Raw genomic sequence first — 23,690 nt, 5'->3', positions numbered from 1 at the left:
CGGCCGGAATCGGTGTTTGCGTTTCCGGCCACCGTTCTTGAACTCGATCAGTATGGCGTACGGGGAAAACAATGGCGATCAATGAGAATGTTCCGGGAATGCCTTCAGACCGCCGCATGGCGGCCAAGGGGCGCTCATCGCTGCATCCGTTGCACGAGGCAGCAATGCGGCTGGCCGAGATCGGCCTGCAGAGGCCGAAGACGAAATCTCCAAAAACCCGCGACCTCATCAACCTGCTGCTTTGCCATGGAGCCCGCGCCTGGCGCTATTCCCAGCCCGAAGCCCGCATCCATCTGCATGTGACCTCGCCTGACGGCAGCGCGCCGGTGCAGCTTCGCCTGCGCTGAAGCTTGCTATTGCTCAGAACCAGGACACGTTTTGGGCGGCAGACGTTAGAGCAGGCCAAGTTCCGTCAGCTCGCGGCGAAGGTCCGCGGGCATTTCGACAATGCCGGCGCCAAGGCTCATCAGGTCGCGCGGCACATCATCTTCAGTGTAATAACGCCAGCCCTGGAAGGGACGCTTCGGCTGCACCGCCGTCTCGATGACCTCCGGGCCGAGCATCAGGCGGCAACGCGAGATGCCTTCGCCGTCGGTGAAGGTCTCGATGCCGAGCAGCTTCTGCCGCGCCTGCACCTGCCCCTTGATCACCCAGTACAGCGAGCCGCCATCGAGCAGCTCTTCCATGCGTTTCGGCACCATGCGCGTCGTGTGCACCGAATGCGGCTCGAGCCCGGCGGCGATGGCGCTGAGCGAGCGTTCCGCCACCCATTCGCGCAGATCGTCTATCGAGTCGGCGCCGACGCAGAGTTTGATGAGATGCAATGCCATGCCGCCGTTGAAATCCTTTTGACAGCGGGCGTCAAGCGCCTGGAGGTAAATTCTCCCCCGCTTATGCGACAGGCAATATTCCCGCGGCGTTATCGCCATCGGTCAGCATCCGGGGATAACAGGCCACGATCTGGCGCAGGCGTTTTCCGACCGTCTGGGAAAGACCGTCGTTTACGACGCGCTTGCGCCTGAACAGTTCGGAGCGTCCATAGCTGAGTACGTGGGTGAAGGCGCGGCAGCCGGCATTGCGGCTCTCTACACCGCGATCAACTCTCAACCCGACCACAGCTTCGAGATCACGCAAAGTGCTCAACAGCGCCTCGGCCGGAGGCCACGTACGACGGCTGAATGGTTGAATAAACTGACCGTGTAAAGATGCTTCACGCGAGGGGGTATGTCTCAACGACACAGCCCCCTCTTCAATTACGCTGCACGCCGGCACTGTGACCTGCCGGGAAACGGGGTACCCCCTGAAAGCTCATACCTAAGCAGGCATTACAAGCTCAGCACTCGACGACATTGACGGCAAGGCCGCCCGTCGAGGTTTCCTTGTATTTCTCGCTCATGTCGTGGCCGGTCTGGCGCATCGTCTCGATACAGGCGTCAAGCGGCACGAAATGCTGGCCGTCACCCTTGACCGCGAGCGATGCCGCGGTGACGGCCTTGACGGCGCCGAGCGCGTTGCGCTCGATGCAGGGAACCTGCACCAGGCCCGCCACCGGATCGCAGGTCATGCCGAGATGATGTTCGAGCGCGATCTCGGCGGCGTTCTCGATCTGCTCCGGCGTGCCGCCCATGACGGCGGCAAGGCCGGCAGCCGCCATTGCCGCGGCCGAGCCGACCTCGCCCTGACAGCCGACCTCGGCGCCTGAGATCGAGGCATTGTGCTTGATGATGCCGCCGATCGCCGCGGCTGTCAGCAGATAATCGCGGATGCCGTCCTGGTCCCAGTCCTCGTGGAAATGCTCGTAATAGCGGATTGTCGCCGGAATGACGCCGGCCGCCCCATTCGTCGGCGCGGTGACGACGCGGCCGCCGGCTGCATTTTCCTCGTTGACGGCCATCGCATAGACGCTGAGCCAATCATTGGCGAGCAGCGGATTGACGCGATTGCTGCGCCACTCCTCCTGCAGTTTGTCGTGGATCCTGCGGGCGCGGCGCTTGACGTTGAGACCACCAGGCATGACGCCCTCGACCTTGAGGCCGCGCTCGATGCAGGAGCGCATTGCCTCCCAGATGCGGTCGAGCCCCTGATCGAGCTCCTCGCGCGAGCGCTGGCTCTCCTCGTTCGCCCGCTTCATCTGCGCAATCGAAAGCCCCGAGCGCTCCGCCATGTCGAGCATCTGCCTGGCGGTCGCGAAGGGATAGGGCACGCGCGTGCCACCGGCCGCGTTCTTCTTCGCCCGCATCTGCTCCAGCTCGGTGTCGGTGACGACGAAGCCGCCGCCGACCGAATAATAGATGCGTTTCAGGAGCAGCCGGCCGTCACGGTCATAAGCGGAAAAGATCATGCCGTTGGCATGGCCGGGCAGCGGCTGCTTCTTGTCGAAAACCAGGTCGGTTTTCGGCTGGAATTGGTAGGCCGGATGTCCCGCCGGCGCGATGCGGCCGGTGCGCTCGACCGTATCGATGATGCCGTCCATCTTGTCGGGATCGACGCTGTCGGGCGCTTCGCCCATCAGCCCGAGGATGACGGCCCTGCCCGTTCCATGGCCGATGCCGGTATGGGCGAGCGAACCATGGAGGCTGACCTTGATCGCGGCGACCTGCGCGCCCGATGACGGGCGTGGCCATTCATTCGACAGAATCAGATCGAGAAACCGGTTGGCAGCCGACATCGGACCCATCGTGTGCGAACTCGACGGCCCGACACCGATCTTGAACACGTCGAATACCGAGAGAAACATGGATGCGCCTTCTGATCACCGGAATGCAAATTTAGACGCCGCCGGTTTCTGATCCAAGCGGCAAACCGACATCGCATAGAGTCGGTGCGACATTCCGACTGCACACTGGGATGACACAGACAAAACCCGCGCAACGCAGCGATGCGGCAACCGATTGTTACGAACATCGTCGCATCACTGCAAGAGACGATCATCGTGCCACGAAGATGTCCCCTGAGCAAAGGCTCAGACGAAAGCTCGGCAGAAGCGGCGCGGTTTTCGGTCAGCCCGGATCAGAGAGCCTTCTGCGACCGCTTTTCAAACGCGCAGTTTCGGCGCGGCCTCTCATTGCCGTCGATGTCGAAAATGCCGGCTTAAAACGTCAGTCCAGTAAGGTCCAGTCTTGATGTACCTTGCCATTGTGCTCACCAAGCCTGGGCGACTTGCGGTGCGAGGAGAGCGCCTGCCCTGAGAAAATGATTGGTGTACGGATGCCCGCTATCCCTTCATTTTCCACGGCCATCTTTCGGTGCGCGACTTGCGGGTCGGCAAACACGTCTTCGACGGTGTTGATGGGGCCGGCGGGAATGCCCACGCGCGCCAAGTCGGCTAGCAGATCCGTCCGCTTGAAAAGCTTCGTCTGTGCTTCCATGACCGATCTCAGCTCCTCTCGATGGCGAACTCTTTCCGCATTCGACTTGAAACGGACGTCATCTGCCACAGCGGATAGCCGGAGGATATCGCATAGCCGTGCAAACTGAGCGTCGTTCCCGCAGGCGATAATGATATTGCCGTCAGACACCGGGAATACTTGATATGGCGCGATGTTGGGATGCGCATTGCCAAGTCTCGTCGGCGCCTTTCCCGAGGCCAGGAAGTTCATTGCCTGGTTGGCCAGCACACCCACCGCGCTGTCCAGAAGTGCCATATCTATGAACTGTCCCTCACCTGTCGTATTTCTGAGAATTAGAGCGGCTTGGATAGCGATGACCGAATAGAGTCCTGTGAAGATATCGGCGAACGCGACGCCGATTTTCTGCGGCTCCCGATCAGGTTCACCGGTCAAATCCATGATGCCCGCCATGCCCTGGATGATGAAATCATAACCTGCACGCCCGGCATATGGGCCGGTTTGGCCAAAGCCGGTAATCGAGCAATAGATCAGTCTTGGGTTGATCGCCTTCAGACTGTCGAAGTCGAGGCCGAACTTCTTTAGCCCGCCTACCTTGAAGTTCTCGATGACGACGTCCGCGTTGGCGATCAGGGCCCGAAGTTTTTCGACGTCTTCCGCCGAGTTGAAATCCGCCGTGATGCTCAGTTTTCCGCGATTGCAGCTGTGGAAGTAGGCGGCAGCGACTTCATCGCCATCGGCAATGAAGGGTGGCCCCCAGCGGCGCGTATCGTCGCCCTCCGGGCTTTCCACCTTGATGACGGTTGCTCCGAGGTCGGCAAGTGTCTGCCCAGCCCACGGACCGGCGAGGATGCGCGCCAGTTCCACGACCCGAACGCCTTCAAGCGGAAATTGCATCGGTAACTCCCTGATTCATTGCCAAGCCCGCCGATCCCTCTCACATGTTCGGATAGACCGGCCCCTCACCGCCCTGCGGCGGCACCCAGTTGATGTTCTGGTTGGGGTCCTTGATGTCGCAGGTCTTGCAGTGCACGCAGTTTTGGGCGTTGATGACGAAGGTGTCCTGACCGTCCTTCTCCACCCATTCGTAGACCCCGGCCGGACAGTAGCGCGTCGACGGGCCGGCATAGATGTCGTGCTCCGAACGCTTCTGCAGGCCCATGTCCTTGACCTGCAGATGCACCGGCTGGTCCTCCTCGTGATTGGTGTTCGACAGGAACACCGAGGACAGGCGGTCGAAGGTCAAAACGCCATCCGGCTTCGGATAAGCGATCGGCTTGTGCTGCGAGGCCGGCTCCAGCGACTGCGCATCGGTCTTGCCGTGACCCAGCGTGCCGAAGAAGGAGAAGCCGAACAGGGTGTTGGTCCACATGTCGAGACCGCCGAGCGCCACGCCGAGCGCCGTGCCGAACTTCGACCAGAGCGGCTTGACGTTCCTGACCCGCTCGAGATCCTTGCCGATGTCGCCCTGGCGCCATTCATTCTCGATCTCGACCACCTCGTCATGGCTGCGGCCGGCCTCGATGGCGGCGGCGATCTTCTCGGCCGCCAGCATGCCCGACAGCACCGCATTGTGGCTGCCCTTGATACGGGGAACGTTGACGAGACCGGCCGAACAGCCGATCAGCGCCCCGCCGGGGAAGGAGAGCTTCGGCACCGACTGGTAGCCGCCCTCGGTGATGGCCCGGGCGCCATAGGACAGCCGCTTGCCGCCCTCGAAGGTGCCGCGAATGGCAGGATGCGTCTTGAAGCGCTGGAACTCCTCGAAGGGATAGAGATAGGGGTTCTTGTAATTCAGGTGGACGACGAAGCCGACCGCGACCAGATTGTCTTCGAGATGATAGAGGAAGGAGCCGCCGCCGGTCTTCATGCCGAGCGGCCAGCCGAAGGAATGCTGCACCAGGCCCGGCCTGTGGTTCTCCGGCTTGACCTGCCAGAGTTCCTTGATGCCGATGCCGAATTTCTGCGGCTCGCGATCCTTCTGCAGATCGAACTTGGCGATCAGCTGCTTGGCGAGCGAGCCGCGCACGCCCTCGCCGATCAGCACATATTTGCCGAGCAGTTCCATGCCGCGGGTATAGTTCGGGCCGGGCTCGCCGTTCTTCTCGATGCCCATGTCGCCGGTGGCAACCCCGATCACCGCTCCCTTATCATCGTAGAGCACTTCGGTTGCGGCAAAGCCCGGATAGATCTCGACGCCGAGCTCTTCGGCCTTGCCGGCCAGCCAGCGACAGACAAGCCCAAGCGATACGATGTAGTTGCCGTGATTGTTCATCAGCGGCGGCATCAAAAAATTCGGCAGGCGGATCGAGCCGGCCGGACCGAGCAGCAGGAAGTGGTCCGCGGTGACCTCGGTCTTGAAGGGATGATCGCCATCCTCGCGCCAGCCGGGCAGCAGCCGGTCGATGCCAATAGGATCGACCACAGCGCCCGACAGGATATGGGCGCCGACCTCGGCCCCCTTCTCCAGGACGACGACCGACAGTTCCGGATTGACCTGCTTCAGCCCGATCGCCGCTGAAAGACCCGCCGGACCACCGCCGACGATCACAACGTCGAATTCCATGCTCTCGCGGCTATCGTCTGCGTGTTCTTCCGTCATGATAAATGCCTGACAAATCTCGAAGTTGGAGTGAGATGGGGATCAGCGCGTTGGCCGAGCCGGCGTGTAGCTGTAGTCGTAGAACCCCCGTTGCGCCTTGCGGCCGAGCCAGCCGGCCTCAACATATTTGACCAGCAGCGGGCACGGCCGGTATTTGCTGTCAGCCAGCCCTTCGTGAAGGACCTGCATGATGGACAGGCATGTGTCCAAACCGATGAAGTCGGCGAGTTCGAGCGGCCCCATCGGATGATTGGCGCCGAGCTTCATGCCGGTGTCTATGGCTTCCACATTTCCGACACCCTCATACAGGGTGTAGATCGCTTCATTGATCATGGGGATGAGGACGCGGTTTACGATGAAAGCCGGAAAATCCTCGGAGACGGTGACGGTCTTGCCGATGGATTGCGCGAAATCCTTGGCTGTGACGAAGGTTTCCGGATCCGTTCCGATACCGCGAACCAGTTCCACAAGTTTCATAACCGGTACGGGATTCATGAAGTGTATCCCTATAAAACGATGGGGTCTGTCGGTCGACGCGGCAAGCCGCGTTATCGAGAGCGACGATGTATTCGTCGCCAGGATCGCGTCGGACTTCAGGGCAGTGCAGACATCCGTAAACACCTTCCTTTTGATGGCTTCATTCTCGCTTACGGCTTCGATGACCAAATCGGCGCTCGCCAGATCCGAGAGGGAAAACGCTCCCTTTATTCGGGAGATTGCCTGTTCAGCCGCCTCCCTCGGCATTTTGCCGGTTTCGACCTGACGTTCGAAATATCCGGCACTCGCCTCGATGCCCGAGCGGATTCGACTTTTATCGAGATCGTAAACCAAGGCCTCATACCCATGTTTAGCCACGACTTCCGCGATCCCGGTCCCCATCTGACCGGCGCCGATGACGGCGACGGTAGAAATCTTATTCGCTATAGGCATGCTGCCTCTCGTTGATCCGGAGGTGAAAGACGATCTGCGCCGAACAGACTATGGGGATTAGAAGAATGCCTGGAGGCTCGTCTGGGCCCGCCCAAGGATCAGAGCATGCACATCGTGGGTGCCCTCATATGTGTTGACCGTTTCCAGGTTCTGCGCGTGGCGCATGACATGGTATTCGATCTGAATACCATTGCCGCCATGCATATCCCGGGCCTGCCGCGCAATATCCAGCGCCTTCCCGCAGTTGTTGCGCTTGATGAGCGACACCATTTCCGGGGCCATCTTGTGCTCATCCATCAGGCGGCCAACCCGAAGCGAACCCTGCAGTCCGAGCGTGATCTCGGTCATCATATCGGCGAGCTTCTTTTGATAGAGCTGCATGCCTGCAAGCGGTTTGCCGAACTGCTTGCGGTCCAGACCATATTGACGAGCGCGGAACCAGCAGTCCTCGGCCGCTCCCATGACGCCCCAGGAGATGCCGTAGCGGGCGCGGTTGAGACAGCCGAACGGCCCCTTGAGGCCGGAAACGCCGGGCAGGAGCGCATCCTCGGTGACTTCGACGCTGTCCATCACGATTTCGCCCGTGATCGAGGCACGCAGTGAAAGCTTCCCGCCGATCTTCGGGGCCGAAAGTCCCTTCATGCCTTTTTCGAGAACGAAGCCGCGTATTTCGTTGTTGTGGGCTTCCGACTTTGCCCAGACGACGAAGACATCGGCAATCGGCGAGTTCGAGATCCACATCTTCGAGCCGCGCAATCGGTAGCCGCCCTCGATTTTTTCGGCGCGGGTCTTCATACCGCCGGGATCGGAGCCGGCGTCTGGCTCGGTCAGGCCGAAACAGCCGATCAGCTCACCCGACACGAGACCGGGCAGATACTTTTTCTTCTGCTCATCGGAGCCGTAAGCAAAAATCGGGTAAATGACCAGCGAGGACTGCACGCTCATCATCGAACGATATCCGGAGTCGATACGCTCGACCTCGCGAGCGACGAGGCCATAAGCGACATAGGATGCGTTCGCGGCCCCGTATTCTTCCGGCAGCGTCACACCGAGAAGGCCGGTCTGCCCCATCAACCTGAACAGCTCCGGATCGGTCGCTTCTTCGAGATAGGCCTCCTGGATGCGCGGCAAGAGTTCGGATTCTGCGAAAGCCGCAGCGGACTCGCGGATCATCCGTTCATCTTCGGTCAACTGATCATCGAGCAGAAAGGGGTCATTCCAGGAAAAGGCCAAGATCGTCATCCTCCCGTTAAGGTTTTTGCAATTCGATTGGTTGGAATTAGAACCGTTTTTCCGCGACCGGGAAAGCGAGGTTTACTCATCGCCCTATGAGCTATAGTAATAGCCTATGGCAAACCTCTCGCGAAGACTGCTTCCCTCGACCTCCGCACTCGCGGCTTTCGATTCCGTCGCGCGGCTGAGCACCTTCTCCGCGGCGGCTGAGGAGCTTTCCTTGACGCAGGGCGCCATCAGCCGGCAGATTGCCGCGCTGGAAGAACAGCTGGGCGTTTTGCTGTTCGAGCGCACCAGCCGCGGTGTCATTCTCACGGAGGCCGGCACCGATTATGCACGGGCTATTGCCAGCGCTCTGGCGGAAATCCGCTCCGCTTCGCTGCATGCCATGACCAAACAGCATAACGATCAACTCAATCTCGCCATCTTGCCAACATTCGGCACCCGCTGGCTGATGCCGCGCATCCCGCAATTTGTCGCCAGACATCCGGAGATCACTCTGAACTTCGCGACGCGCATAGGGCTGTTCGATTTCGACCGCGACGACATCGATATGGCGATCCATATCGGCCAGCCCGACTGGCCGGGTGCGGAAAGCACATTTCTCATGGAGGAGATGGTGGCGCCGGTCGCCTCCCCGTCTTTTCTGAGTTCGCATCCCGTCCAGAAAGCTGAAGATCTGCTTCGCCTTCCGCTTCTGCAGATGGCATCGCGGCCTGGAGCCTGGAGCCATTTTTTCGAAAGCCTCCAGGTCAGCGGCGCCCCGTCGCAGGCGATGCGGTTCGAACAGTTCAGCAGCGTGGCCCAAGCCTGCATTGCCGGGCTGGGGCTCGCTTTGATGCCGCTTTTCCTCATCGATTCCGAGCTTGCGAATGGCCAGCTCGTTCAAGCCTTTCCGCATCAGGTCAAAAGCCCCAGCGCCTATTATGCGGTCGCGCCGCTCAGCAGGAAGGACTTCCGCCCTGTCGTGGCGTTCCGCGCATGGCTCTTGGAAGAGGTCGCGCGTTACCAGCAAGGCGCTGCCGGCTAACCCGGGGCTATTCGACCGTTCGCTCCTGCTCGACTGCAAGCATTCTTGACTCTTCGGCCAAATCCTGCCAGTTTTATGCTAACGTTAGCATAAGGAATGCACATGTGGATCTTCAAGTGAGAAAAACAGGCATGCCGGGAAGGCGCCTCACGGCCAGGGCCCTGGTGAAGGATGTTCGGCTGCTCGGCCGCCTTTTGTGCGAAGCCATTGAAGCAAGCGACGGCAGGGAGATCCGGGAGACCGTAGAACGCGTCCGCGCCCTCTCGGTAACCGGCCGCAGAAAGACCAGCCCACGCCTGAACGGCGAACTCGCCCCCTTCTGCGCAGACATGCCTCCCCGCACCCTCAAGCGCGTGATCCGCGCGTTCAGCCAGTTCTCTCAGCTCGTAAACATCGCCGAAGACGCTCATCAGGCCAGAGTGCAGCGCTTCGGCATCGCCGATGGCGAACCTGCCATGCCGGGAACGATTGCCAGATCACTTTCGGTTCTCGCTGCCGCCGGCGTAGAGTCGGAGGATATCCGCAAGCTACTGTTTGAAGCGGTCGTCTCGCCCGTTTTCACGGCGCATCCCACCGAGGTCCGGCGGAAGAGCGTTATCGACATCGAGCAGGAGCTTGCCCGATGCTTGAGCCGGCTCGACCAGACCGGCCTGACGGCGCAGGAGGCGGATCGTTATCGGGAGGATTTGGAACGGGCGACGACGACGCTTTGGCAAACGAACAGCCTGCGAGGGCGGCGGCTGCAGGTCGTGGACGAAATCCTCAATGGCTTATCTTATTACGACAGCACGATTTTCCGCGTCATCCCGGAAGTTTACGGAGTTCTCGAAAATCAGCTTCGAGCCTCACCCTGGAGCTTCGGTCATGACGCGCTGCCGCCATTCCTGCGCATGGGTTCGTGGATCGGCGGCGACAGGGATGGCAATCCCTATGTCAACGGCGAGACCCTGAGGGAGGCGCTCCGGCTGCAGAGTGAGAGAGTTTTCTCGTTCTATCTCGGCGAGCTGCACAGCCTTGGCGCCGAACTTTCCTTGGATGATCGGTATGTGAAGGTCTCGCGGGACCTTCAGCGCCTCGCGACCGTCTCTCCCGATAGGTCGGAGCAGCGCCGGCACGAGCCATATCGCCTGGCGATTTCGGGTATCTATGCTCGCCTGGCGGCCACGGCCCGTAAATTCGGCAGTACGGAGCTCGTTCGCGAACCTGTAGCGGCCGCCCCCCGCTACCGGCGCCCCGGAGAATTCGCCGCAGACCTGGCGACGATCAGCAAATCTCTGATAGCCAATGGCGCAGAAAAGATCGCCGCTGGAAAACTGCGCAGCCTCCAACGCGCCGTAGACGTCTTCGGCTTTCATCTCGTCAGCCTCGATCTGCGACAGAATTCCGAGGTTCATCAGCGGGTTATTCATGAGCTTTTCGAGAATGTGCGCCCCGGCACAGGCTATGAAGCGCTCGCCGAGAGCGACAGGATCCGCTTGCTCACTGAGGAACTCCGCTCTTCCCAGCTGCTGGTTACACCGCTCAAGACCTATTCGGCCGAGACGATGTCGGAGCTTTCCGTCCTCCGTGAAGCCGCCGAGGCCCATAAGCATTATGGCCGCGCCAGCATCCCGAATTACATCATCTCGAAGGCGGCAAGCCCTTCCGACCTTCTGGAGGTCATGATCCTGTTCCGCGAAGTGGGACTGTTCCGGCCCGATGAGCCTGAAGCGGCGTCGGTCAACATCATACCGCTTTTCGAGACGATCTCGGATCTTCGAAACTCGCATGACGTCATGCAAACGGTTTTGGCCATCGAAGCATATCGCACATACTTGAAGGCACTCGGCGGCAAACAGGAAATCATGCTCGGCTATTCCGACAGCAACAAGGACGGCGGTTATCTGACGTCGGGATGGGAGCTCTATAAGGCGGAGGTGGCCTTCATTCGGCTTTTCGAGCGTAAGGGCATTCGCCTCAGCCTGTTTCACGGCCGCGGTGGCTCCGTGGGGCGCGGCGGCGGTCCGAGCTATGAGGCCATCACCGCCCTGCCACCCGGCGCGGTTGCCGGATCGATCCGGCTGACGGAACAAGGCGAAGTCATTGCAGCGAAATATTCCAATCCGGCACTCGGCCGCCGAAATCTGGAACTGCTGATCGCCGCGACGCTGGAAGCGTCTTTGCTGCCTTCCGACGCACAAGAGCCGGATCCCGAATATCTCGGCGCCATGGAGGAGCTGTCCGAGCTCGCTTTTGGCGCCTATCGATCTTTGGTTTACGAGACCGACGGATTCGAGCGGTTCTTCTGGGAAGCCACGATCATTGGCGAAATCGCAAAACTGAATATTGGCAGCCGGCCGGCCTCACGCAGCTCGTCCCGCCGCATCGAAGATCTTCGCGCAATACCGTGGGTGTTCGGCTGGTCGCAAAGCCGGATCATGCTGCCGGGCTGGTTTGGATTTGGCTCGGCCATCGGACAGTGGCTGACCAGACATCCCGACGGATTGCAAACCCTTCAAAGGATGCATCGGGACTGGCCTTTCTTCCAGACGCTGATCGCGAACATGGAGATGGTGCTGGCCAAAACCAACATGGCGATCGCGGCGCGGTATGTCGACCTCGCCCCCGACGCATCCGCCCATGAGAAAATCTTCACACGCATAAAAGACGAATGGGAAGCGACGACGGCCGCACTGTTCGGCATAACGGATCAGGCCTCGCTCCTGGAGAATAATCCGGCGCTGAAGCAATCGATCCATCATCGCTTTCCATGCCTCGATCCGCTGAACCACATGCAGATCGACCTTCTTCGCCGCCACCGCGCCGGAGAACGAGATCAGGACACGGAGGAGGCGCTGCATCTCACCATCAATGGAATTGCCGCCGGGCTACGAAACAGCGGGTAACGAGCCGCCAATGCGGATGGCGAACCTATTTTTCTTGACCTTGGCGAAAATATTGCGCTAACGTTTGCACAAACTGGGAGGAAATCATGACACGGACCGTGCTCTTGACGGACTACGCCTGGCCGGATGACAAGGTGGAGCGCGAGGTGATCGAGCGGGCCGGATTCACCCTGGTCAGCGGCCCCGCCGAGCCCTCGCCCTCTGCCGAGATCGACGCCTTGGCTGCGGAACATCGGCCGGACGCCATCCTGACCTGCTGGGCTCAGGTCAGCGAGAGAGCGATCGCTGCATCTCCCAATCTCAAGATCGTCGCGCGTCTCGGAGTCGGCCTGGATAATATTGCCGTCGATGCAGCAACTGAGCGCGGGATATGGGTCACGAATGTGCCTGACTATTGCGTCACGGAAGTGTCCGACCACGCCGTCGGTTTTGCAATTGCCTGGGCCCGGGGCCTGATCCACTTCGATCGCGAGGTTCGAGATGGACGCTGGGACCCGGCTTCGGCAAATCTCCGCAGGCTTTCGGAGCTGACCTGCGGCATCGTCGGCTTCGGTCGCATCGGCCGTGCGACGGCGGCAAAGATGCAGGCGCTGGGATGCCGCGTGACGGCGCACGATCCCCATGCCTCGAACGTGCCTGATAACGTGGAGCTTGCCGACTTCGATACGCTTCTCAGCAAGAGCGATATCGTCATTGTCCATGCGCCGCTTTCGCCTGCGACGCGTCATCTGATCAACAGGGACGCCATCTCGAAGATGCGGCGTGGAAGCCTGCTGATCAACGTCAGCCGAGGCGGCGTCGTGGATACCGCCGCCGTGATCGAGGGCTTGGCCGCCGGCATTCTGAGCGGTGTCGGCCTCGATGTGCTCGAGGATGAGCCACGCGTTCCCCCGGAGCTGATTGCTCACCCGGGCGCGATGATCACGCCGCATGTCGCCTTCTCCTCGGATGCCTCGCTGATCGAGCTGCGCCGCCGGGCAGCAGAAGAGGTCGTCAGGGTTCTCTGCGGAGAGATGCCCGAACAAGCCCGCAACAGCCCCCGCCGCTAATGCCGCAAGGACACTGAATTCATGTCTGCAGCCGAGACCACGATTTTCGACGATTTCCTGCTGAAGAGCGGCCTGAAGAGCGCTTCCGAGGAAGCGATCTATAAGCCCCTGACGGGTGGCGTTTCTTCAGATATCTACCGCGTGGAGCTTCCCGGCCGGCTTATCTGCGTGAAACGCGCACTTGCCAAGCTTAAAGTATCCGCCGATTGGCAGGCGCCGGTGTCGAGAAATCTATACGAATGGAACTGGATCTCCTTCGTGGCCGAGCATTTCCCTTCCGCCGTTCCGAAGCCTCTCGCGCACGACGGGCCGTCTGGTGTTTTCGCAATGGAGTTTCTTCCGAGCGACGACTACCCGCTCTGGAAGACCAACCTGCTTCATGGGAGCGTCGACCGAAAGGCGGCAGAGGTCATTGGCCAGCGGATTGGACAGATCCATTCCGTCAGTGCCCGCACACCGGGGTTGCCGGAAAAATTTGACTCCGGATCGAACTTCTTTGCGCTTCGGCTGGAGCCCTACCTGGTGGCGACTGCCGCCAAACATCCTTTCGTTAGCGATCGCCTGGCCGAGCTGGTTCAGTGCACGGCCGAAACAAAGCTGGCGCTGGTCCACGGCGACGTCAGCCCGAAGAACATCCTGCTGGGCAGGAACGGCCCTGTGTTCCTCGATGCCGAATGCGCCTGGTTCGGCGATCCGGCTTTCGACCTGGCCTTCTGCCTGAACCATCTGCTGCTGAAGAAGATCGTTGCCGAAAAGGCGGCATCCGAGCTCGCATCGTCATTCGCGGCTCTGACGGCAGCCTACATGGATCAGGTCGATTGGGAAGATCGGGACGCTCTCGAGGCCCGGGCCGCAAGCCTGCTCCCCGCCCTCTTCCTCGCCCGGGTCGATGGCAAATCGCCCGTCGAATACATAACCGATGAATGTCAGCGCGAGGCGGTCCGCAAGGCTGCTATTCCATTGATCGCGTCGCCTCCGCAAAAGCTCGCTGACGTGGCGCAGGCCTGGTTTCCGTAAGGAACCCAGGCTTTTCCGGAGCAGTACGCTTTTCCTTGCAGATTAAAAAGAAAAAGCCACCGCGCTGTGTTCGCGGTGGCGGATGAAGTCTTGCTCTGCTGCGGCTCAGAATCGGGCGACCCAGCTTTCGAACGCAACCAGGAAGCTCTCGATGAACTTCTGGGTTCCTTCGTTGAGGAATATCCCATGGTCGCCCACCAATTTGTCGGCCGTGCTGAGGTAAACTTCAGGCTGGGGCATAGTCGGCACGTTGATGTTGGTCAGGATAACCCGGAGCTGAAGTGCTGCCGCTGCGCCGCCGATGAGACCGGGAGAAGCGCCGGTCACCGCGCCGGGCTTGTGATCCCACACGCTTTTCCCGAACGGCCGAGAGCCGACTTCGATCGCATTCTTCAATGCCGCCGGCACGGATCTATTATATTCCGGCGTTACGAAGATTGCGCCATCGCAAGCCTTGATGCGCTCGCGGAAGGACGTCCATTCCACCGGCGGTGTCTCGGTTTCCAGGTCCTGGTTATAGAGCGGGAGATCGCCGATCGGCACGATTTCCAGGTTCAGCCCGTCAGGCGCCACTTTCTGCATGGCACGGGCGAATTTCAGGTTGATCGAAGCCTGACGAAGGCTCCCGACCAGGACCGCGATATCTTTCTTGGACATGTTCTCTCTTCTCGCGTGAGGGAGGCGCCGGCCGCAGCCGGCGCCGGTGATTGTTATTGCCAGACGGCGGGAACCGGCGGAACGACCACGTAGTTGCTGAAGCCGCCATCGCGTTCGCCGATGCCGGAGATGGCTTCGTTCACCCGCTCGAGCGGATAGACCTTATGCTCGAGATAGGAGAGGTCGAGCGCACCGGTGCGGACCATGTCGGCCATTTCCTGCCCCTGGGCAGCGCTGAACCAGTTGGAGCCGATGAGCTGAACCTGCTCGTCCATCAGCCACTTCACATCAACAGGAACATCTTCCGCGACGCCGCCAACCACAACCACACGGCCGCCTCGACGAACGCCGCGCATGGAATCGACCACGGTGGCAGCAGGAGCTCTCGCGCCCAGCGCGCTGATGACGAAATCCACCCCCTCGCCGCCGGTTTGGGCCTTTGCCCATTCTCCGGTCGAGCCCTCGCCGAGCATGATCGTATCGATGCGGTCGGGAGCGATGGCTTTTATGCGGTCCATCAATTCCTTGTTTCTGCCGGTGCCCAGAATTTTGGATAGGCCCATGGCGAGAGCGAGCTTGGTGGCCGCGACGCCGAGCGTGCCGGTAATCCCGTCGATGAGGCACACCTGGCCGGGTCCGGCCTGCGCATTCTTGAGGGCGCCGTAGGATGTGCCGAGATAGCCGAAGCGGCCGGCCTGTTCGAAGCTGAGATTGTCCGGCAGGCATACGAGGGAATATTCCGGAGCGGTCATGTACTGGCTGAAGCCGCCATAGGGATAAAGATCGAAGATTCTTTGACCATCGCGGCTGGTGCTGAAGTAGCCGTTCAAGGTGTAGTAGCGGCATTGGCTGCGGTTGCCTGACCGGCACGCTTTGCAGGAGCCACAGGATCGGAGAGGACTGACATAGACACGATCGCCAATTTTGACATTGGTGACCGCCTCGCCCACTTCGGCGACGACCCCGGCCGGATCCAGGCCGAACACTGCCGGAAACTTCGGCAGCGGCTGGTGGGGAAACCAGGTCGGCCAATTGTTGATGACGTTGGCCATGTTGGGCACGATGCCGCAGGCCCTGACCTGCACCAGGACGTCGTTGGGCCGGGGCGCGGGAACCGGAATCTCATCCAACGACATCGGCTGATGCAGAGCATGCAGCCGGGCGGCGATCATAGTTTTAACCATTTACTCCTCCATAGGGACATCGGTCGAACCGTGCCCGACCGATTGCATTTTTTCAGTTTCAGACAGGTGCGCGGCAGTGCCGAGCGGTTTCGTCAGAGGGCGGCCAGGAACTCCTTGCCGGCCGGTCGGAAGTCCGCAGGCCAGACAGTCACCCAATCCTTTCCTTGAACTTGCTTGACCTTTGTCGATGGCTTCCCGGCATTGAACTTGCCGTCGAAAGTCCTTGTCCCGACGACCGTCTCGACAGGATTTGCGCGCAGCCACGCAGCCATCGCGGCATCGTCCAGCTTCCCCACGCCTTCAGCTGCCGCCGCAAGGATCTGCCACGCAGCATATTCGACAGCAGCCTGATATTCGGCGCGCGGATAGGGGAAGCCTGACGCCTTCGCCTTGCTGTCATAGGCGCTGACGAACTCCTGGGCGCCATGATTTTTGAGAAAGGGTTCGTGCTCTTCGAACCAGGTCAGCGAGGTCAGGCCATTCGCTTTCGGGTGAGCCGCAGTCGGGCCGGGCGCCGGGAACAGGTAGAACTGGTTCCTTGGCTGGTAATCGATCCTGCTCATCGCATCGAGAAGCTGCACGGCCTCCATGCCGATCGCACCCGACCACAGCAGATCCGGATCAGCCGCCTTGATGCGGTTTGCGATCGCGCCAAAATCCTTCGTGCCGAATTCGTATTCGAGGTCCAGCACGCTTTTGATGCCGCGTTTCTCGGCGACCTGCTGCCCGCCCTTGGCGATCGTCAGCGCCGACGGGAATTTGCTGGTGACGAAGGCGATCGTCTTGGGAGGGGTCGGCAGGCTTGCATAGGCATCGAGAACGACCTCGGTGTCGGTCAATTGCGGCTCGGCCCCGATCGGAAGCGACGGGAACTGCAGCGGATAGGGCGCGAGGCTCGGGTCGCCGAGGCTGCTCTGAATGAGCATCTTCTTGAACCGCGCGGCAACGCCCATTGCCGCGATAATCGAGGAGGTGCCATAAGGCCCCATCAGCAGATCGACCTTATCGGCCGTCACCAGGCGCTCGTAAAGGGTTCGCGCATTGGCGGGAAGCGATTGGTCGTCGAGAAGGACGAACTCCACCTTCCGTCCGAGAATACCGCCTTTGGTGTTGATCTGTTCGACGAACACCTCTGCCGCGAGCTTATGGATTGCGCCGACGCCGGCAAGCGGGCCTGTCAACGGCAGCGTTCCGCCGACGCGGATCGGCCCACCTTGCGCGAAAACCTTCGGCATCGCGCCGAAAGCCGCCGCGGCGGCGGCTGAGCCGAGAAATGCACGTCTGTTCAGTTTCATGGAATTCGCACTCATTTCATCCTCCCAAGTGCTTCCGGCATGTCATCGCGCTCACGGGTCTCGCGGCGCGTCGGTCTCCTGCCCGCCGGCGGCAGGTCTCAGCTCTTCGCCAGCCCTTCCGCGTAGCGTTCCAGCGTCATCGGGTTCGGCATTTTCTCGGGGCGCTCCAGCGGTACTCCCGTAAATTCGCTGGCCTCGAAGAACCATTTCGAGACCGCCGGCATGCCCCAATGGACATTGGTGCTCAGAGATGCCGCGTCCCAGCGAATGGGCTCCAATTCCGCATCTATCGTGGTGTAGTGATTGTTGAAGAACTCCACCCGGTGGCCATCCGGATCGCGCAGATAGACGAACAGGACTCCCGAAGGGCCATGACGGCCAGGCCCGCGCTCGACGCTGTCTCCATATCCGTAACGGCTGGCAAAGTCGCAGACGGCGAAGATGTCGCTGCTTTCGGGAACCGTATAAGCAAAATGATGCAGTTGCGGGCCGATGCCGGGCACCAGGGCCAGGTCGAGGCAGACACCTTTGCGATACATGAAGTTCGCAATGAGATCGTCGCCCGCCGCGATATATTCCGACGTCCGGAAACCGAGTTCACCGTAAAAGGCGCTCAGACCCAGCGGATCGGCGACGATGATCTGGCAATGGTCGAGGCCCTGGGCCCGGGCGCCGCGATGTTCATGCACCTGGAGAAACTTGCGGGGATGGACGCTCATGCTGGAGCAAAGCTCGACGCGAGCCCCCGAGGGATCGCTGACAAGCAAGGTCCGCCCCTGGTTTCGAACTTCGACCCATTCCGCCGGAAGCCCCTTCTCCTCGAAGAAGACCTTGGCCTTGTCGAGATCTTCCTCCAGGAACACCCTGTAACCGATCCGCCTGCACGCCGGCTTGCCGCCGGCGGGTGCGAGCACGAGGCTGTGGTGGCAGGCCTCGGACAGTCCGCGGAGGTAGGAGACACCATCAGCGAATTCCGTTTCGACGAGGCCGCCGACATTGACATAGAAATCCCGGCTGCGTCCCACATCATTGACCTCGAGCACGACGTGGCTGAAGCGCGTGATGTTGAAGGGAGGTTTCAAATTAACAGCCGGAAGCATGTCATCCTCGTTGAGTTTTGCTAACGTTAGCATAAAACGGCCGGGTGTTTTGTCAACGCCTGTTTTTACGCGAGACCCGCACCCGGCCCATCCAAATTCTAACCGACGGCGGCAACGACGGCTGGCTTTTCAGCCAAGTCCAGCGCCGTCCACCCGGCGAACGAAGCCTCTTTTCCAAGCGCCTCCTCGATCCGGAGAACCTCGTTCCACTTGGCCATCCGCTCGGAGCGGGAGAACGATCCGACCTTGAGCTGCCTGGCGTCCCAGCCGACCGAGAGATGGGCGATCGTCACATCTTCCGTCTCGCCTGATCTCGCCGAAACGATCGTCCGAAAACCCGCCTTCTTGGCAACGGAGAGCGCCTCGAAGGTCTCGGTGATCGTGCCCGCCTGGTTCGGCTTGATCAGAACGGCATTGGCGCTTTTATCCCTGATCGCCTCGGTTACCCGCGCCGCGTTCGTCACGAAGAAGTCGTCGCCGATGATCTGGCATCTGGAGCCGTAGCGGGCGGTAAATTCCTTGAAGCCATCAGGATCGTCCTCGGCGAGCGGATCCTCGATCGAGACGATCGGATAGGCCTTCAACCAGCCGCCAAGCATGTCGATCATCTTGGCCGTATCGAGCTGCCGATCTTCCAGCGCCAGCGAATACCTGCCTTCCCGGCCGAATTCGGAAGCCGCGATGTCGAGCGATATCGCCACTTCGCCGCCCGGCTTCAGACCGGCAGCTTCGATCGAACGCACCAAGGCATCCAGAGCCTCTTCATTGCTGGTGAAGGCCGGCCAGTAGCCTCCCTCGTCCGCCACGCCCTGGAGCTTGCCGGCCCGCTTCATGATGTCGCCCGCGGCGCGATAAACCTCGGCGGTCCATTCCAGAGCCTCCGAGAAAGTCGAGGCGGCGGGGCACATGATCATGAAATCCTGGACGTCGACCCGGCGCGCTGCGTGCGCTCCGCCGCCGAAAATCTGGATTTCCGGCAGCGGCATGGTAATTCCCTTGCTGGAGCCCGCGAGATACCGCCAGATCGGTTGATCGGCCGCGGCCGCGGCGGCGTGAAGCAGGGCCATCGACGTTGCAACCGATGCATTCCCACCCAGCCTGCTCCGGTTCTGGGTGCCGTCCAGCTCGATGATGGCGTGGTCCAGCTCGGCTTGAAGCCTGGCGTCACGGCCAACCAGCAACTTGGCGATTTCGCCGTTGACGGCAGCCAGGGCCTTGTTGATGCCCAAGCCGGCAAGGGCGCTGCCGCCGTCGCGCAGATCGAGAGCTTCGCCGGTACCGGTCGATGCGCCTGCAGGCGCAATGGCGCGGCCGATGGCGCCGGACGCCAGCTCGATCTCTACCTCGACGGTGGGCCTGCCACGGGAATCCCAGACGCGACGGCCCTGAACTTTTCGGATTTCGGTGTTGGTCATGTTCAATTGGTCCATAAGTCAGATTGAGATTTTGGATCATCGACGCTCGCAGGCCGTCAGCTTAATCCGTCGTATCGGCGGTCCGTGCACCAACCAGCACCACGGCGATGGTTGCCGGTCTGTCGCTCTTGTTTCGCCAGGCGTGACGCGTTCCGTTCTGGACGAAGGCATCGAACTGTCCGAGGCGAGTCTCGTTGCCATCGTCGAGCTCCATCCAGACCTCGCCGTCGAGAACGATGCCGTAGTCGACCGTGGGCGTTTGATGTTTGCCATCCGGCTCGAAACGTTCGGCCAAACCCGGACTGACCGCCAGGTTCTCCGCCATCGCCGCCGGACCATCGAAATCCGGAGACATGAAAACCGAATCCGGTGGGAACGTTAGCACTAGAAAGCGCGTTTCGCCCGGCTCGGGAACGAAACTCGTCACCAGCGGCGTTGGATCGGTTCCGTCGAATGGAACCCTCGTGGAAGCCGAAGTCGACCAGACCATCCGCGAGACCAGTCCGGGGATCGTTCTGAATATATCAGTGCGCGGAACGGCGCCGTCCTCAGCGAACCCGGCGACACCCTGACTGCCGTGCTTGGTGACGACGCGCCTGATATGCGCGGGAACTCTCCCGCTCGAATTTTCAGATACCAAGATACGCCTCCCTGATGCTCGGATCATTGATGAGAACCTCGGGCGCTCCGGAGGCCGTCACGCGGCCTTGCTCGATCACGTAGGCCTGATGGGCAATTTCAAGCGCCTTGTTCACGTTCTGCTCGACCAGCAGCACGGCGACGCCCCGCTCATTGATCATCTGAATGATTTTGAACATTTCCCCGACGATCAGAGGCGACAGCCCGAGTGACGGCTCGTCCATGAGCAGCACGCGCGGCTTGGCCATCAGGCCGCGGCCGATCGCAACCATTTGCTGCTGCCCACCCGACAAGGAGCCCGCCAGCGAATCCTGGCGCTCTTTCAAAACGGGGAAAAGCTGAAACACCTCAGCGAGTGTGGCATCGCGCTCCGCACGAGCGCGCGAGCGGTACGCACCGAGCAACAGGTTGTCCAGGACCGTCATCGCCGTGAAGAGACGACGCCCTTCCGGGACCACCGCGATGCCGTAGTCGCAGACCCGATGGCTCGGCACTTTGGAAACGTCGTTGCCCTCGATAACGATTTTTCCCCGGTGCGGGCGAAGAATGCCGGCGATGGCGTTTACCAGCGTACTCTTCCCTGCCCCGTTCGGGCCGACGACCGAAACGATCTCGCCTGGCCTTACACTGATGGACAGGTCCCACAGAGCGATCGCGTCTCCATAGCCGACCTCGATCTTATCGACCTCAAGCAGCATGACTGCCTCCCAGATATACGCTGACCACAGCCGGATCCCGCATCGTTTCGCCTGGATGCCCAAGCGCCAGAACTTTGCCTTGATCCAGCACCGCGACACGGTCCGCCAGCGCGACGACCGCACGCATGAGGTGTTCGACGAAGATGATCGTCGTGCCGCCGGCCTTGATCCGCTTGATCATTTCGACCGCGTGGTCGACCTCGGCCGGATTCAAGCCGCAGAGCACCTCGTCGAGCAGGAGTAGTCGCGGTTTTGCGGCCAGCGCTCGGGCGAATTCGACGAACTTTCGGTCATGCAGGTTCAAGGCTTCGGGAAGCACGTCGGCCTTTTCGACCAGGCCGGTGAAGGCGAGCGCCTCCCGGGTGACTGCCTCGACCGTGGCCCCCGCCATGCCATCCGCGCTGCCGAACTTCGCACAGAGCCGCACGTTTTCGAGGACCGTCAGGTTATCGAACAGGCGTGGGATCTGGTAGGTGCGCGCCACGCCCTGCTGCGCGATCAGATGCGGTGATCGACCGGAAATCTCCTCGCCTTCCAGCGTGATCTTGCCGGAGGTCATGGCGTAGTGGCCGCTGATCATATTGATCAGCGTGGACTTGCCGGAGCCGTTCGGCCCGACCAGGGCCAGGATTTCTCCCCGCCAGACATCCAGGGTCACGCCGGTCAAGGCGCGGATACCGCCAAAGGACTTTGTGACATCCTCGCATTTGAGAAGCACAGGACCGGAGCCCGCCGCAGCAGAAGGCGCAAACTGCATAACGGCCTCGGCAGTCCCCGCCGCCGCGCCAGCTCCGTTATGCCCGCCGGCAAACCTGCGAACAAGGCTGGGAACGATGCCGGACGGCAGCACCAGGATGACGACGATCAGCGCAAGAGCAACGCCGGCGCGACCGAATTCCGCATGAGCGCCGCTGACGATGGCGCTCTGCAGCACGGTGATCATGACAGCGCCGATCGCAGGCCCAGCCCAATGGCGGGCTCCGCCAAGAATGCTCATGAGCACGACATAGAGAGGAACGGTCACCGCAAACGTCTCGCCGACCGTGACGTAACCGACATAGACGGCGTGGATCGCACCCATTGCGCCGGCAAGCGCCGATGAGACCGCAAACGAGATCAGCTTATAGCGGAACGTCGGAACGCCTTTCACCTCCGCAACGTCTTCATCGTCGTGGATTGCGAGCAGGCCCTGACCGAATTTGCTGTGAAAGATGAAATAGGACGTCGCCAGCGCGGCAAGAGCCGCGATAAGCCCGAACATATAGAGGGAGCCGGACGCCGTTGCACCGATCATCGGGATCTCGATCCCCGAGAGGAATACGCCGGTGCCCGAGTCCAGCGCGGTGTTCGACACGATGGCCGCGATGACAAACGTCACGGACAGCGTCAGCAGCGCGAAGAATTCGCCGCGTAGCCCCCCCGAGCGAAAGACAACCAAGCCGATCAGAACGGCGACCGCGGCCGCGAGCAGTGCCGCCGCAGGTATCGTTGCGACGAAGGGCCATGACAGCTGCGTCGCCAGCGTGGCCGTCGTGTAGACGCCGATCCCGAAAAATGCGGCGTGACCGAAACTCCAGTAGCCGGTGTAGCCGCTCAGGATGCCCCAGCTCGTTGCCAGCACGACCCAGAAGAAGATGATGTACAGGTAGGACAGGTAGTAGTCCGCCATTCCCAGGTAAGGCAGCGAGGCCAGGACTGCCACGACAGGCGCTGCGATTAGGAGCTTTTTCATGGTCAGATCACCGGTTTGCGCAGGAGGATGACGATGAGCACGCTGAATGCAACGAGCGGCGCCCAAGCGGGGTTCACGACGGACATGGTAAGGCTCTCGGCCACGCCGATCAGCATTCCGGCACCCAGCGCGCCGATGGGACTGCCCAATCCTCCAATGATGGCGACGGCAAATACCACTCCGATCCAGGCCTCGATTTGAGATGGCGCCAAAGTTCCGATCAGGGCGATGAAGACACCCGCGATGCCTGCTGTCGCCGAGCAAAGGCCGGCCAGAATGTATGACACGCGGGTGGAATTGATTCCGAAAGCCGACGCCACGGGAGCGTCATGGGCGGCGGCACGCAGCGCCTTGCCGAGCATGGTCTTGTTCAACGCGTACCAGGCCGCTCCAGCAAGCACGCCGGCGCAGGCAAAGGCGGAAAGATCCAATACAGGCACGAAGATCGGACCGAGCCGGATGGTGCTCTGCGCATACGGCGTTTCGTAGCGAAGAAAGTCGGCCGACCAGATCCATTGGATCAGCGACTCGATCAGGATCGTGACGCCGAACGTCACCAGGAGAGAGGCGAATTCCTTCACCTTGAAGCGCACGAACACGCTGTGCAGGGCAATGCCGAGCACGAAGAACAGCGGAGCGATCAGAAGAGCGCTCAAATATGCCGGAACGCCATAGACGGTGCCGAGCTGATAGGTCAGGTAGGCGCCAAGGAACGCCAGCGCGAAGTGGCTGAGGTTCACAAGCTTCAACAGGCCCCAGCTCAGGCTGAGACCCATCGCCAGCAGGCCATAGATCCCGCCCAACAGGACGCCGCCGACAGCAGATTGCAGGAAAAGAGCGACGGTCATCAGGATCTACGTCCCTCTGCGGACGTGAT

Annotated in this window: 21 protein-coding genes; 5 read left to right on the top strand and 16 right to left on the bottom strand. The window is 61.0% G+C overall.

The genetic code is table 11. The features are described 5' to 3' along the window. The first annotated feature begins 71 nt into the window (after nucleotides 1-71). The gene (locus tag QMO80_RS01780) at nucleotides 72-347 is read left to right on the top strand and encodes a hypothetical protein (RefSeq protein WP_283198644.1); all 276 of its coding nucleotides are present in this window, start codon (nucleotides 72-74) and stop codon (nucleotides 345-347) included. A 45-nt stretch (nucleotides 348-392) separates the two neighbouring features. Here the strand turns inward: QMO80_RS01780 and QMO80_RS01775 are convergent, their stop codons facing one another. The 7 genes from QMO80_RS01775 to QMO80_RS01745 all read right to left on the bottom strand — a co-directional run bounded on the left by QMO80_RS01775 (nucleotide 393) and on the right by QMO80_RS01745 (nucleotide 8,121). Further along, the gene (locus QMO80_RS01775) at nucleotides 393-830 is read right to left on the bottom strand and encodes a DUF1489 family protein (RefSeq protein WP_003579422.1); all 438 of its coding nucleotides are present in this window, start codon (nucleotides 828-830) and stop codon (nucleotides 393-395) included. A gap of 61 nt (nucleotides 831-891) precedes the next feature. Then, nucleotides 892-1,143, bottom strand: coding sequence for a hypothetical protein (locus tag QMO80_RS01770; RefSeq protein ID WP_283198643.1), 252 nt, complete (start codon nucleotides 1,141-1,143; stop codon nucleotides 892-894). 190 nt (nucleotides 1,144-1,333) lie between these two features. Next, nucleotides 1,334-2,737, bottom strand: a complete 1,404-nt coding sequence (locus tag QMO80_RS01765; protein WP_283198642.1) for an L-serine ammonia-lyase — start codon at nucleotides 2,735-2,737, stop codon at nucleotides 1,334-1,336. Between the two features lie 361 nt (nucleotides 2,738-3,098). After that, nucleotides 3,099-4,244, bottom strand: coding sequence for a CaiB/BaiF CoA-transferase family protein (locus QMO80_RS01760; protein WP_283198641.1), 1,146 nt, complete (start codon nucleotides 4,242-4,244; stop codon nucleotides 3,099-3,101). 40 nt (nucleotides 4,245-4,284) lie between these two features. Continuing rightward, a complete protein-coding gene (locus QMO80_RS01755; RefSeq protein ID WP_283198640.1) occupies nucleotides 4,285-5,949 on the bottom strand; it encodes an electron transfer flavoprotein-ubiquinone oxidoreductase in 1,665 nt (554 codons plus the stop codon). Between the two features lie 42 nt (nucleotides 5,950-5,991). After that, nucleotides 5,992-6,879, bottom strand: coding sequence for a 3-hydroxybutyryl-CoA dehydrogenase (locus QMO80_RS01750; RefSeq protein ID WP_283198639.1), 888 nt, complete (start codon nucleotides 6,877-6,879; stop codon nucleotides 5,992-5,994). Nucleotides 6,880-6,936: 57 nt separating this feature from the next. After that, nucleotides 6,937-8,121, bottom strand: a complete 1,185-nt coding sequence (locus tag QMO80_RS01745; protein ID WP_283198638.1) for an acyl-CoA dehydrogenase — start codon at nucleotides 8,119-8,121, stop codon at nucleotides 6,937-6,939. A gap of 106 nt (nucleotides 8,122-8,227) precedes the next feature. Between QMO80_RS01745 and QMO80_RS01740 the strand changes: the two genes are divergently transcribed. The 4 genes from QMO80_RS01740 (at nucleotide 8,228) to QMO80_RS01725 (ending at nucleotide 14,093) form a co-directional block, all read left to right on the top strand. After that, nucleotides 8,228-9,142, top strand: a complete 915-nt coding sequence (locus QMO80_RS01740; protein WP_283198637.1) for a LysR family transcriptional regulator — start codon at nucleotides 8,228-8,230, stop codon at nucleotides 9,140-9,142. 131 nt (nucleotides 9,143-9,273) lie between these two features. Then, nucleotides 9,274-12,027 carry a phosphoenolpyruvate carboxylase gene (ppc, locus tag QMO80_RS01735; RefSeq protein WP_283198636.1) on the top strand — a complete coding sequence of 918 codons (2,754 nt, stop codon included), beginning with the start codon at nucleotides 9,274-9,276 and terminating at the stop codon, nucleotides 12,025-12,027. Between the two features lie 86 nt (nucleotides 12,028-12,113). Then, nucleotides 12,114-13,076, top strand: coding sequence for a C-terminal binding protein (locus tag QMO80_RS01730; protein WP_283198635.1), 963 nt, complete (start codon nucleotides 12,114-12,116; stop codon nucleotides 13,074-13,076). A 21-nt stretch (nucleotides 13,077-13,097) separates the two neighbouring features. Then, nucleotides 13,098-14,093: a phosphotransferase family protein gene (locus QMO80_RS01725; RefSeq protein ID WP_283198634.1), complete on the top strand. Its 996-nt coding sequence runs from the start codon at nucleotides 13,098-13,100 to the stop codon at nucleotides 14,091-14,093. Nucleotides 14,094-14,198: 105 nt separating this feature from the next. On the opposite strand, the gene QMO80_RS01720 is transcribed toward QMO80_RS01725, so the two are convergent. The 9 genes from QMO80_RS01720 to QMO80_RS01680 all read right to left on the bottom strand — a co-directional run bounded on the left by QMO80_RS01720 (nucleotide 14,199) and on the right by QMO80_RS01680 (nucleotide 23,661). Beyond that, nucleotides 14,199-14,750: an NADPH-dependent FMN reductase gene (locus QMO80_RS01720; protein WP_097667723.1), complete on the bottom strand. Its 552-nt coding sequence runs from the start codon at nucleotides 14,748-14,750 to the stop codon at nucleotides 14,199-14,201. 53 nt (nucleotides 14,751-14,803) lie between these two features. Continuing rightward, nucleotides 14,804-15,922, bottom strand: a complete 1,119-nt coding sequence (locus QMO80_RS01715; RefSeq protein ID WP_283198633.1) for an alcohol dehydrogenase catalytic domain-containing protein — start codon at nucleotides 15,920-15,922, stop codon at nucleotides 14,804-14,806. Between the two features lie 104 nt (nucleotides 15,923-16,026). Continuing rightward, entirely contained in the window at nucleotides 16,027-17,244 is a 1,218-nt protein-coding gene (locus tag QMO80_RS01710) for an amino acid ABC transporter substrate-binding protein (protein WP_283198632.1), read from the bottom strand. 83 nt (nucleotides 17,245-17,327) lie between these two features. Next, complete coding sequence (locus QMO80_RS01705) at nucleotides 17,328-18,329, bottom strand: VOC family protein (protein WP_283198631.1); 1,002 nt, start codon at nucleotides 18,327-18,329, stop codon at nucleotides 17,328-17,330. Nucleotides 18,330-18,427: 98 nt separating this feature from the next. Beyond that, a complete protein-coding gene (gene eno / locus QMO80_RS01700) occupies nucleotides 18,428-19,744 on the bottom strand; it encodes a phosphopyruvate hydratase (RefSeq protein WP_283198630.1) in 1,317 nt (438 codons plus the stop codon). Nucleotides 19,745-19,805: 61 nt separating this feature from the next. Further along, the gene (locus tag QMO80_RS01695; RefSeq protein WP_283198629.1) at nucleotides 19,806-20,384 is read right to left on the bottom strand and encodes a cupin domain-containing protein; all 579 of its coding nucleotides are present in this window, start codon (nucleotides 20,382-20,384) and stop codon (nucleotides 19,806-19,808) included. Then, on the bottom strand, nucleotides 20,374-21,081 hold the full coding sequence (locus QMO80_RS01690) for an ABC transporter ATP-binding protein (protein ID WP_283198628.1): 708 nt from the start codon (nucleotides 21,079-21,081) through the stop codon (nucleotides 20,374-20,376). The genes QMO80_RS01695 and QMO80_RS01690 overlap by 11 nt, the downstream gene beginning before the upstream one ends. Then, the gene (locus tag QMO80_RS01685; protein ID WP_283198627.1) at nucleotides 21,071-22,879 is read right to left on the bottom strand and encodes a branched-chain amino acid ABC transporter ATP-binding protein/permease; all 1,809 of its coding nucleotides are present in this window, start codon (nucleotides 22,877-22,879) and stop codon (nucleotides 21,071-21,073) included. Before QMO80_RS01685 ends, QMO80_RS01690 begins: the two co-directional genes overlap by 11 nt. Next, on the bottom strand, nucleotides 22,816-23,661 hold the full coding sequence (locus tag QMO80_RS01680) for a branched-chain amino acid ABC transporter permease (RefSeq protein WP_283198626.1): 846 nt from the start codon (nucleotides 23,659-23,661) through the stop codon (nucleotides 22,816-22,818). The genes QMO80_RS01685 and QMO80_RS01680 overlap by 64 nt, the downstream gene beginning before the upstream one ends. Nucleotides 23,662-23,690 lie beyond the last annotated feature (29 nt).

Origin of the sequence: Rhizobium sp. BT03, assembly GCF_030053155.1 — a bacterium.
In the GTDB taxonomy this organism is placed as follows: domain Bacteria; phylum Pseudomonadota; class Alphaproteobacteria; order Rhizobiales; family Rhizobiaceae; genus Rhizobium.
Note: the sequence above shows the minus strand (reverse complement) of the source record. Positions and strands in the feature narration are given on the sequence as shown.

Excerpts from the sequence above, each read along its gene's own strand:
- QMO80_RS01745 (WP_283198638.1), bottom strand. The coding sequence starts at position 8,121 with ATGACGATCTTGGCCTTTTCCTGGAATGACCCCTTTCTGCTCGATGAT.
- QMO80_RS01705 (WP_283198631.1), bottom strand. The coding sequence starts at position 18,329 with ATGCTTCCGGCTGTTAATTTGAAACCTCCCTTCAACATCACGCGCTTC.
- ppc (WP_283198636.1), top strand. The coding sequence starts at position 9,274 with ATGCCGGGAAGGCGCCTCACGGCCAGGGCCCTGGTGAAGGATGTTCGG.
- QMO80_RS01765 (WP_283198642.1), bottom strand. The coding sequence starts at position 2,737 with ATGTTTCTCTCGGTATTCGACGTGTTCAAGATCGGTGTCGGGCCGTCG.
- QMO80_RS01750 (WP_283198639.1), bottom strand. The coding sequence starts at position 6,879 with ATGCCTATAGCGAATAAGATTTCTACCGTCGCCGTCATCGGCGCCGGT.
- QMO80_RS01690 (WP_283198628.1), bottom strand. The coding sequence starts at position 21,081 with ATGCTGCTTGAGGTCGATAAGATCGAGGTCGGCTATGGAGACGCGATC.
- QMO80_RS01680 (WP_283198626.1), bottom strand. The coding sequence starts at position 23,661 with ATGACCGTCGCTCTTTTCCTGCAATCTGCTGTCGGCGGCGTCCTGTTG.
- QMO80_RS01740 (WP_283198637.1), top strand. The coding sequence starts at position 8,228 with ATGGCAAACCTCTCGCGAAGACTGCTTCCCTCGACCTCCGCACTCGCG.
- QMO80_RS01720 (WP_097667723.1), bottom strand. The coding sequence starts at position 14,750 with ATGTCCAAGAAAGATATCGCGGTCCTGGTCGGGAGCCTTCGTCAGGCT.
- eno (WP_283198630.1), bottom strand. The coding sequence starts at position 19,744 with ATGACCAACACCGAAATCCGAAAAGTTCAGGGCCGTCGCGTCTGGGAT.
- QMO80_RS01775 (WP_003579422.1), bottom strand. The coding sequence starts at position 830 with ATGGCATTGCATCTCATCAAACTCTGCGTCGGCGCCGACTCGATAGAC.
- QMO80_RS01730 (WP_283198635.1), top strand. The coding sequence starts at position 12,114 with ATGACACGGACCGTGCTCTTGACGGACTACGCCTGGCCGGATGACAAG.
- QMO80_RS01780 (WP_283198644.1), top strand. The coding sequence starts at position 72 with ATGGCGATCAATGAGAATGTTCCGGGAATGCCTTCAGACCGCCGCATG.
- QMO80_RS01760 (WP_283198641.1), bottom strand. The coding sequence starts at position 4,244 with ATGCAATTTCCGCTTGAAGGCGTTCGGGTCGTGGAACTGGCGCGCATC.
- QMO80_RS01755 (WP_283198640.1), bottom strand. The coding sequence starts at position 5,949 with ATGACGGAAGAACACGCAGACGATAGCCGCGAGAGCATGGAATTCGAC.
- QMO80_RS01725 (WP_283198634.1), top strand. The coding sequence starts at position 13,098 with ATGTCTGCAGCCGAGACCACGATTTTCGACGATTTCCTGCTGAAGAGC.
- QMO80_RS01715 (WP_283198633.1), bottom strand. The coding sequence starts at position 15,922 with ATGATCGCCGCCCGGCTGCATGCTCTGCATCAGCCGATGTCGTTGGAT.
- QMO80_RS01710 (WP_283198632.1), bottom strand. The coding sequence starts at position 17,244 with ATGAGTGCGAATTCCATGAAACTGAACAGACGTGCATTTCTCGGCTCA.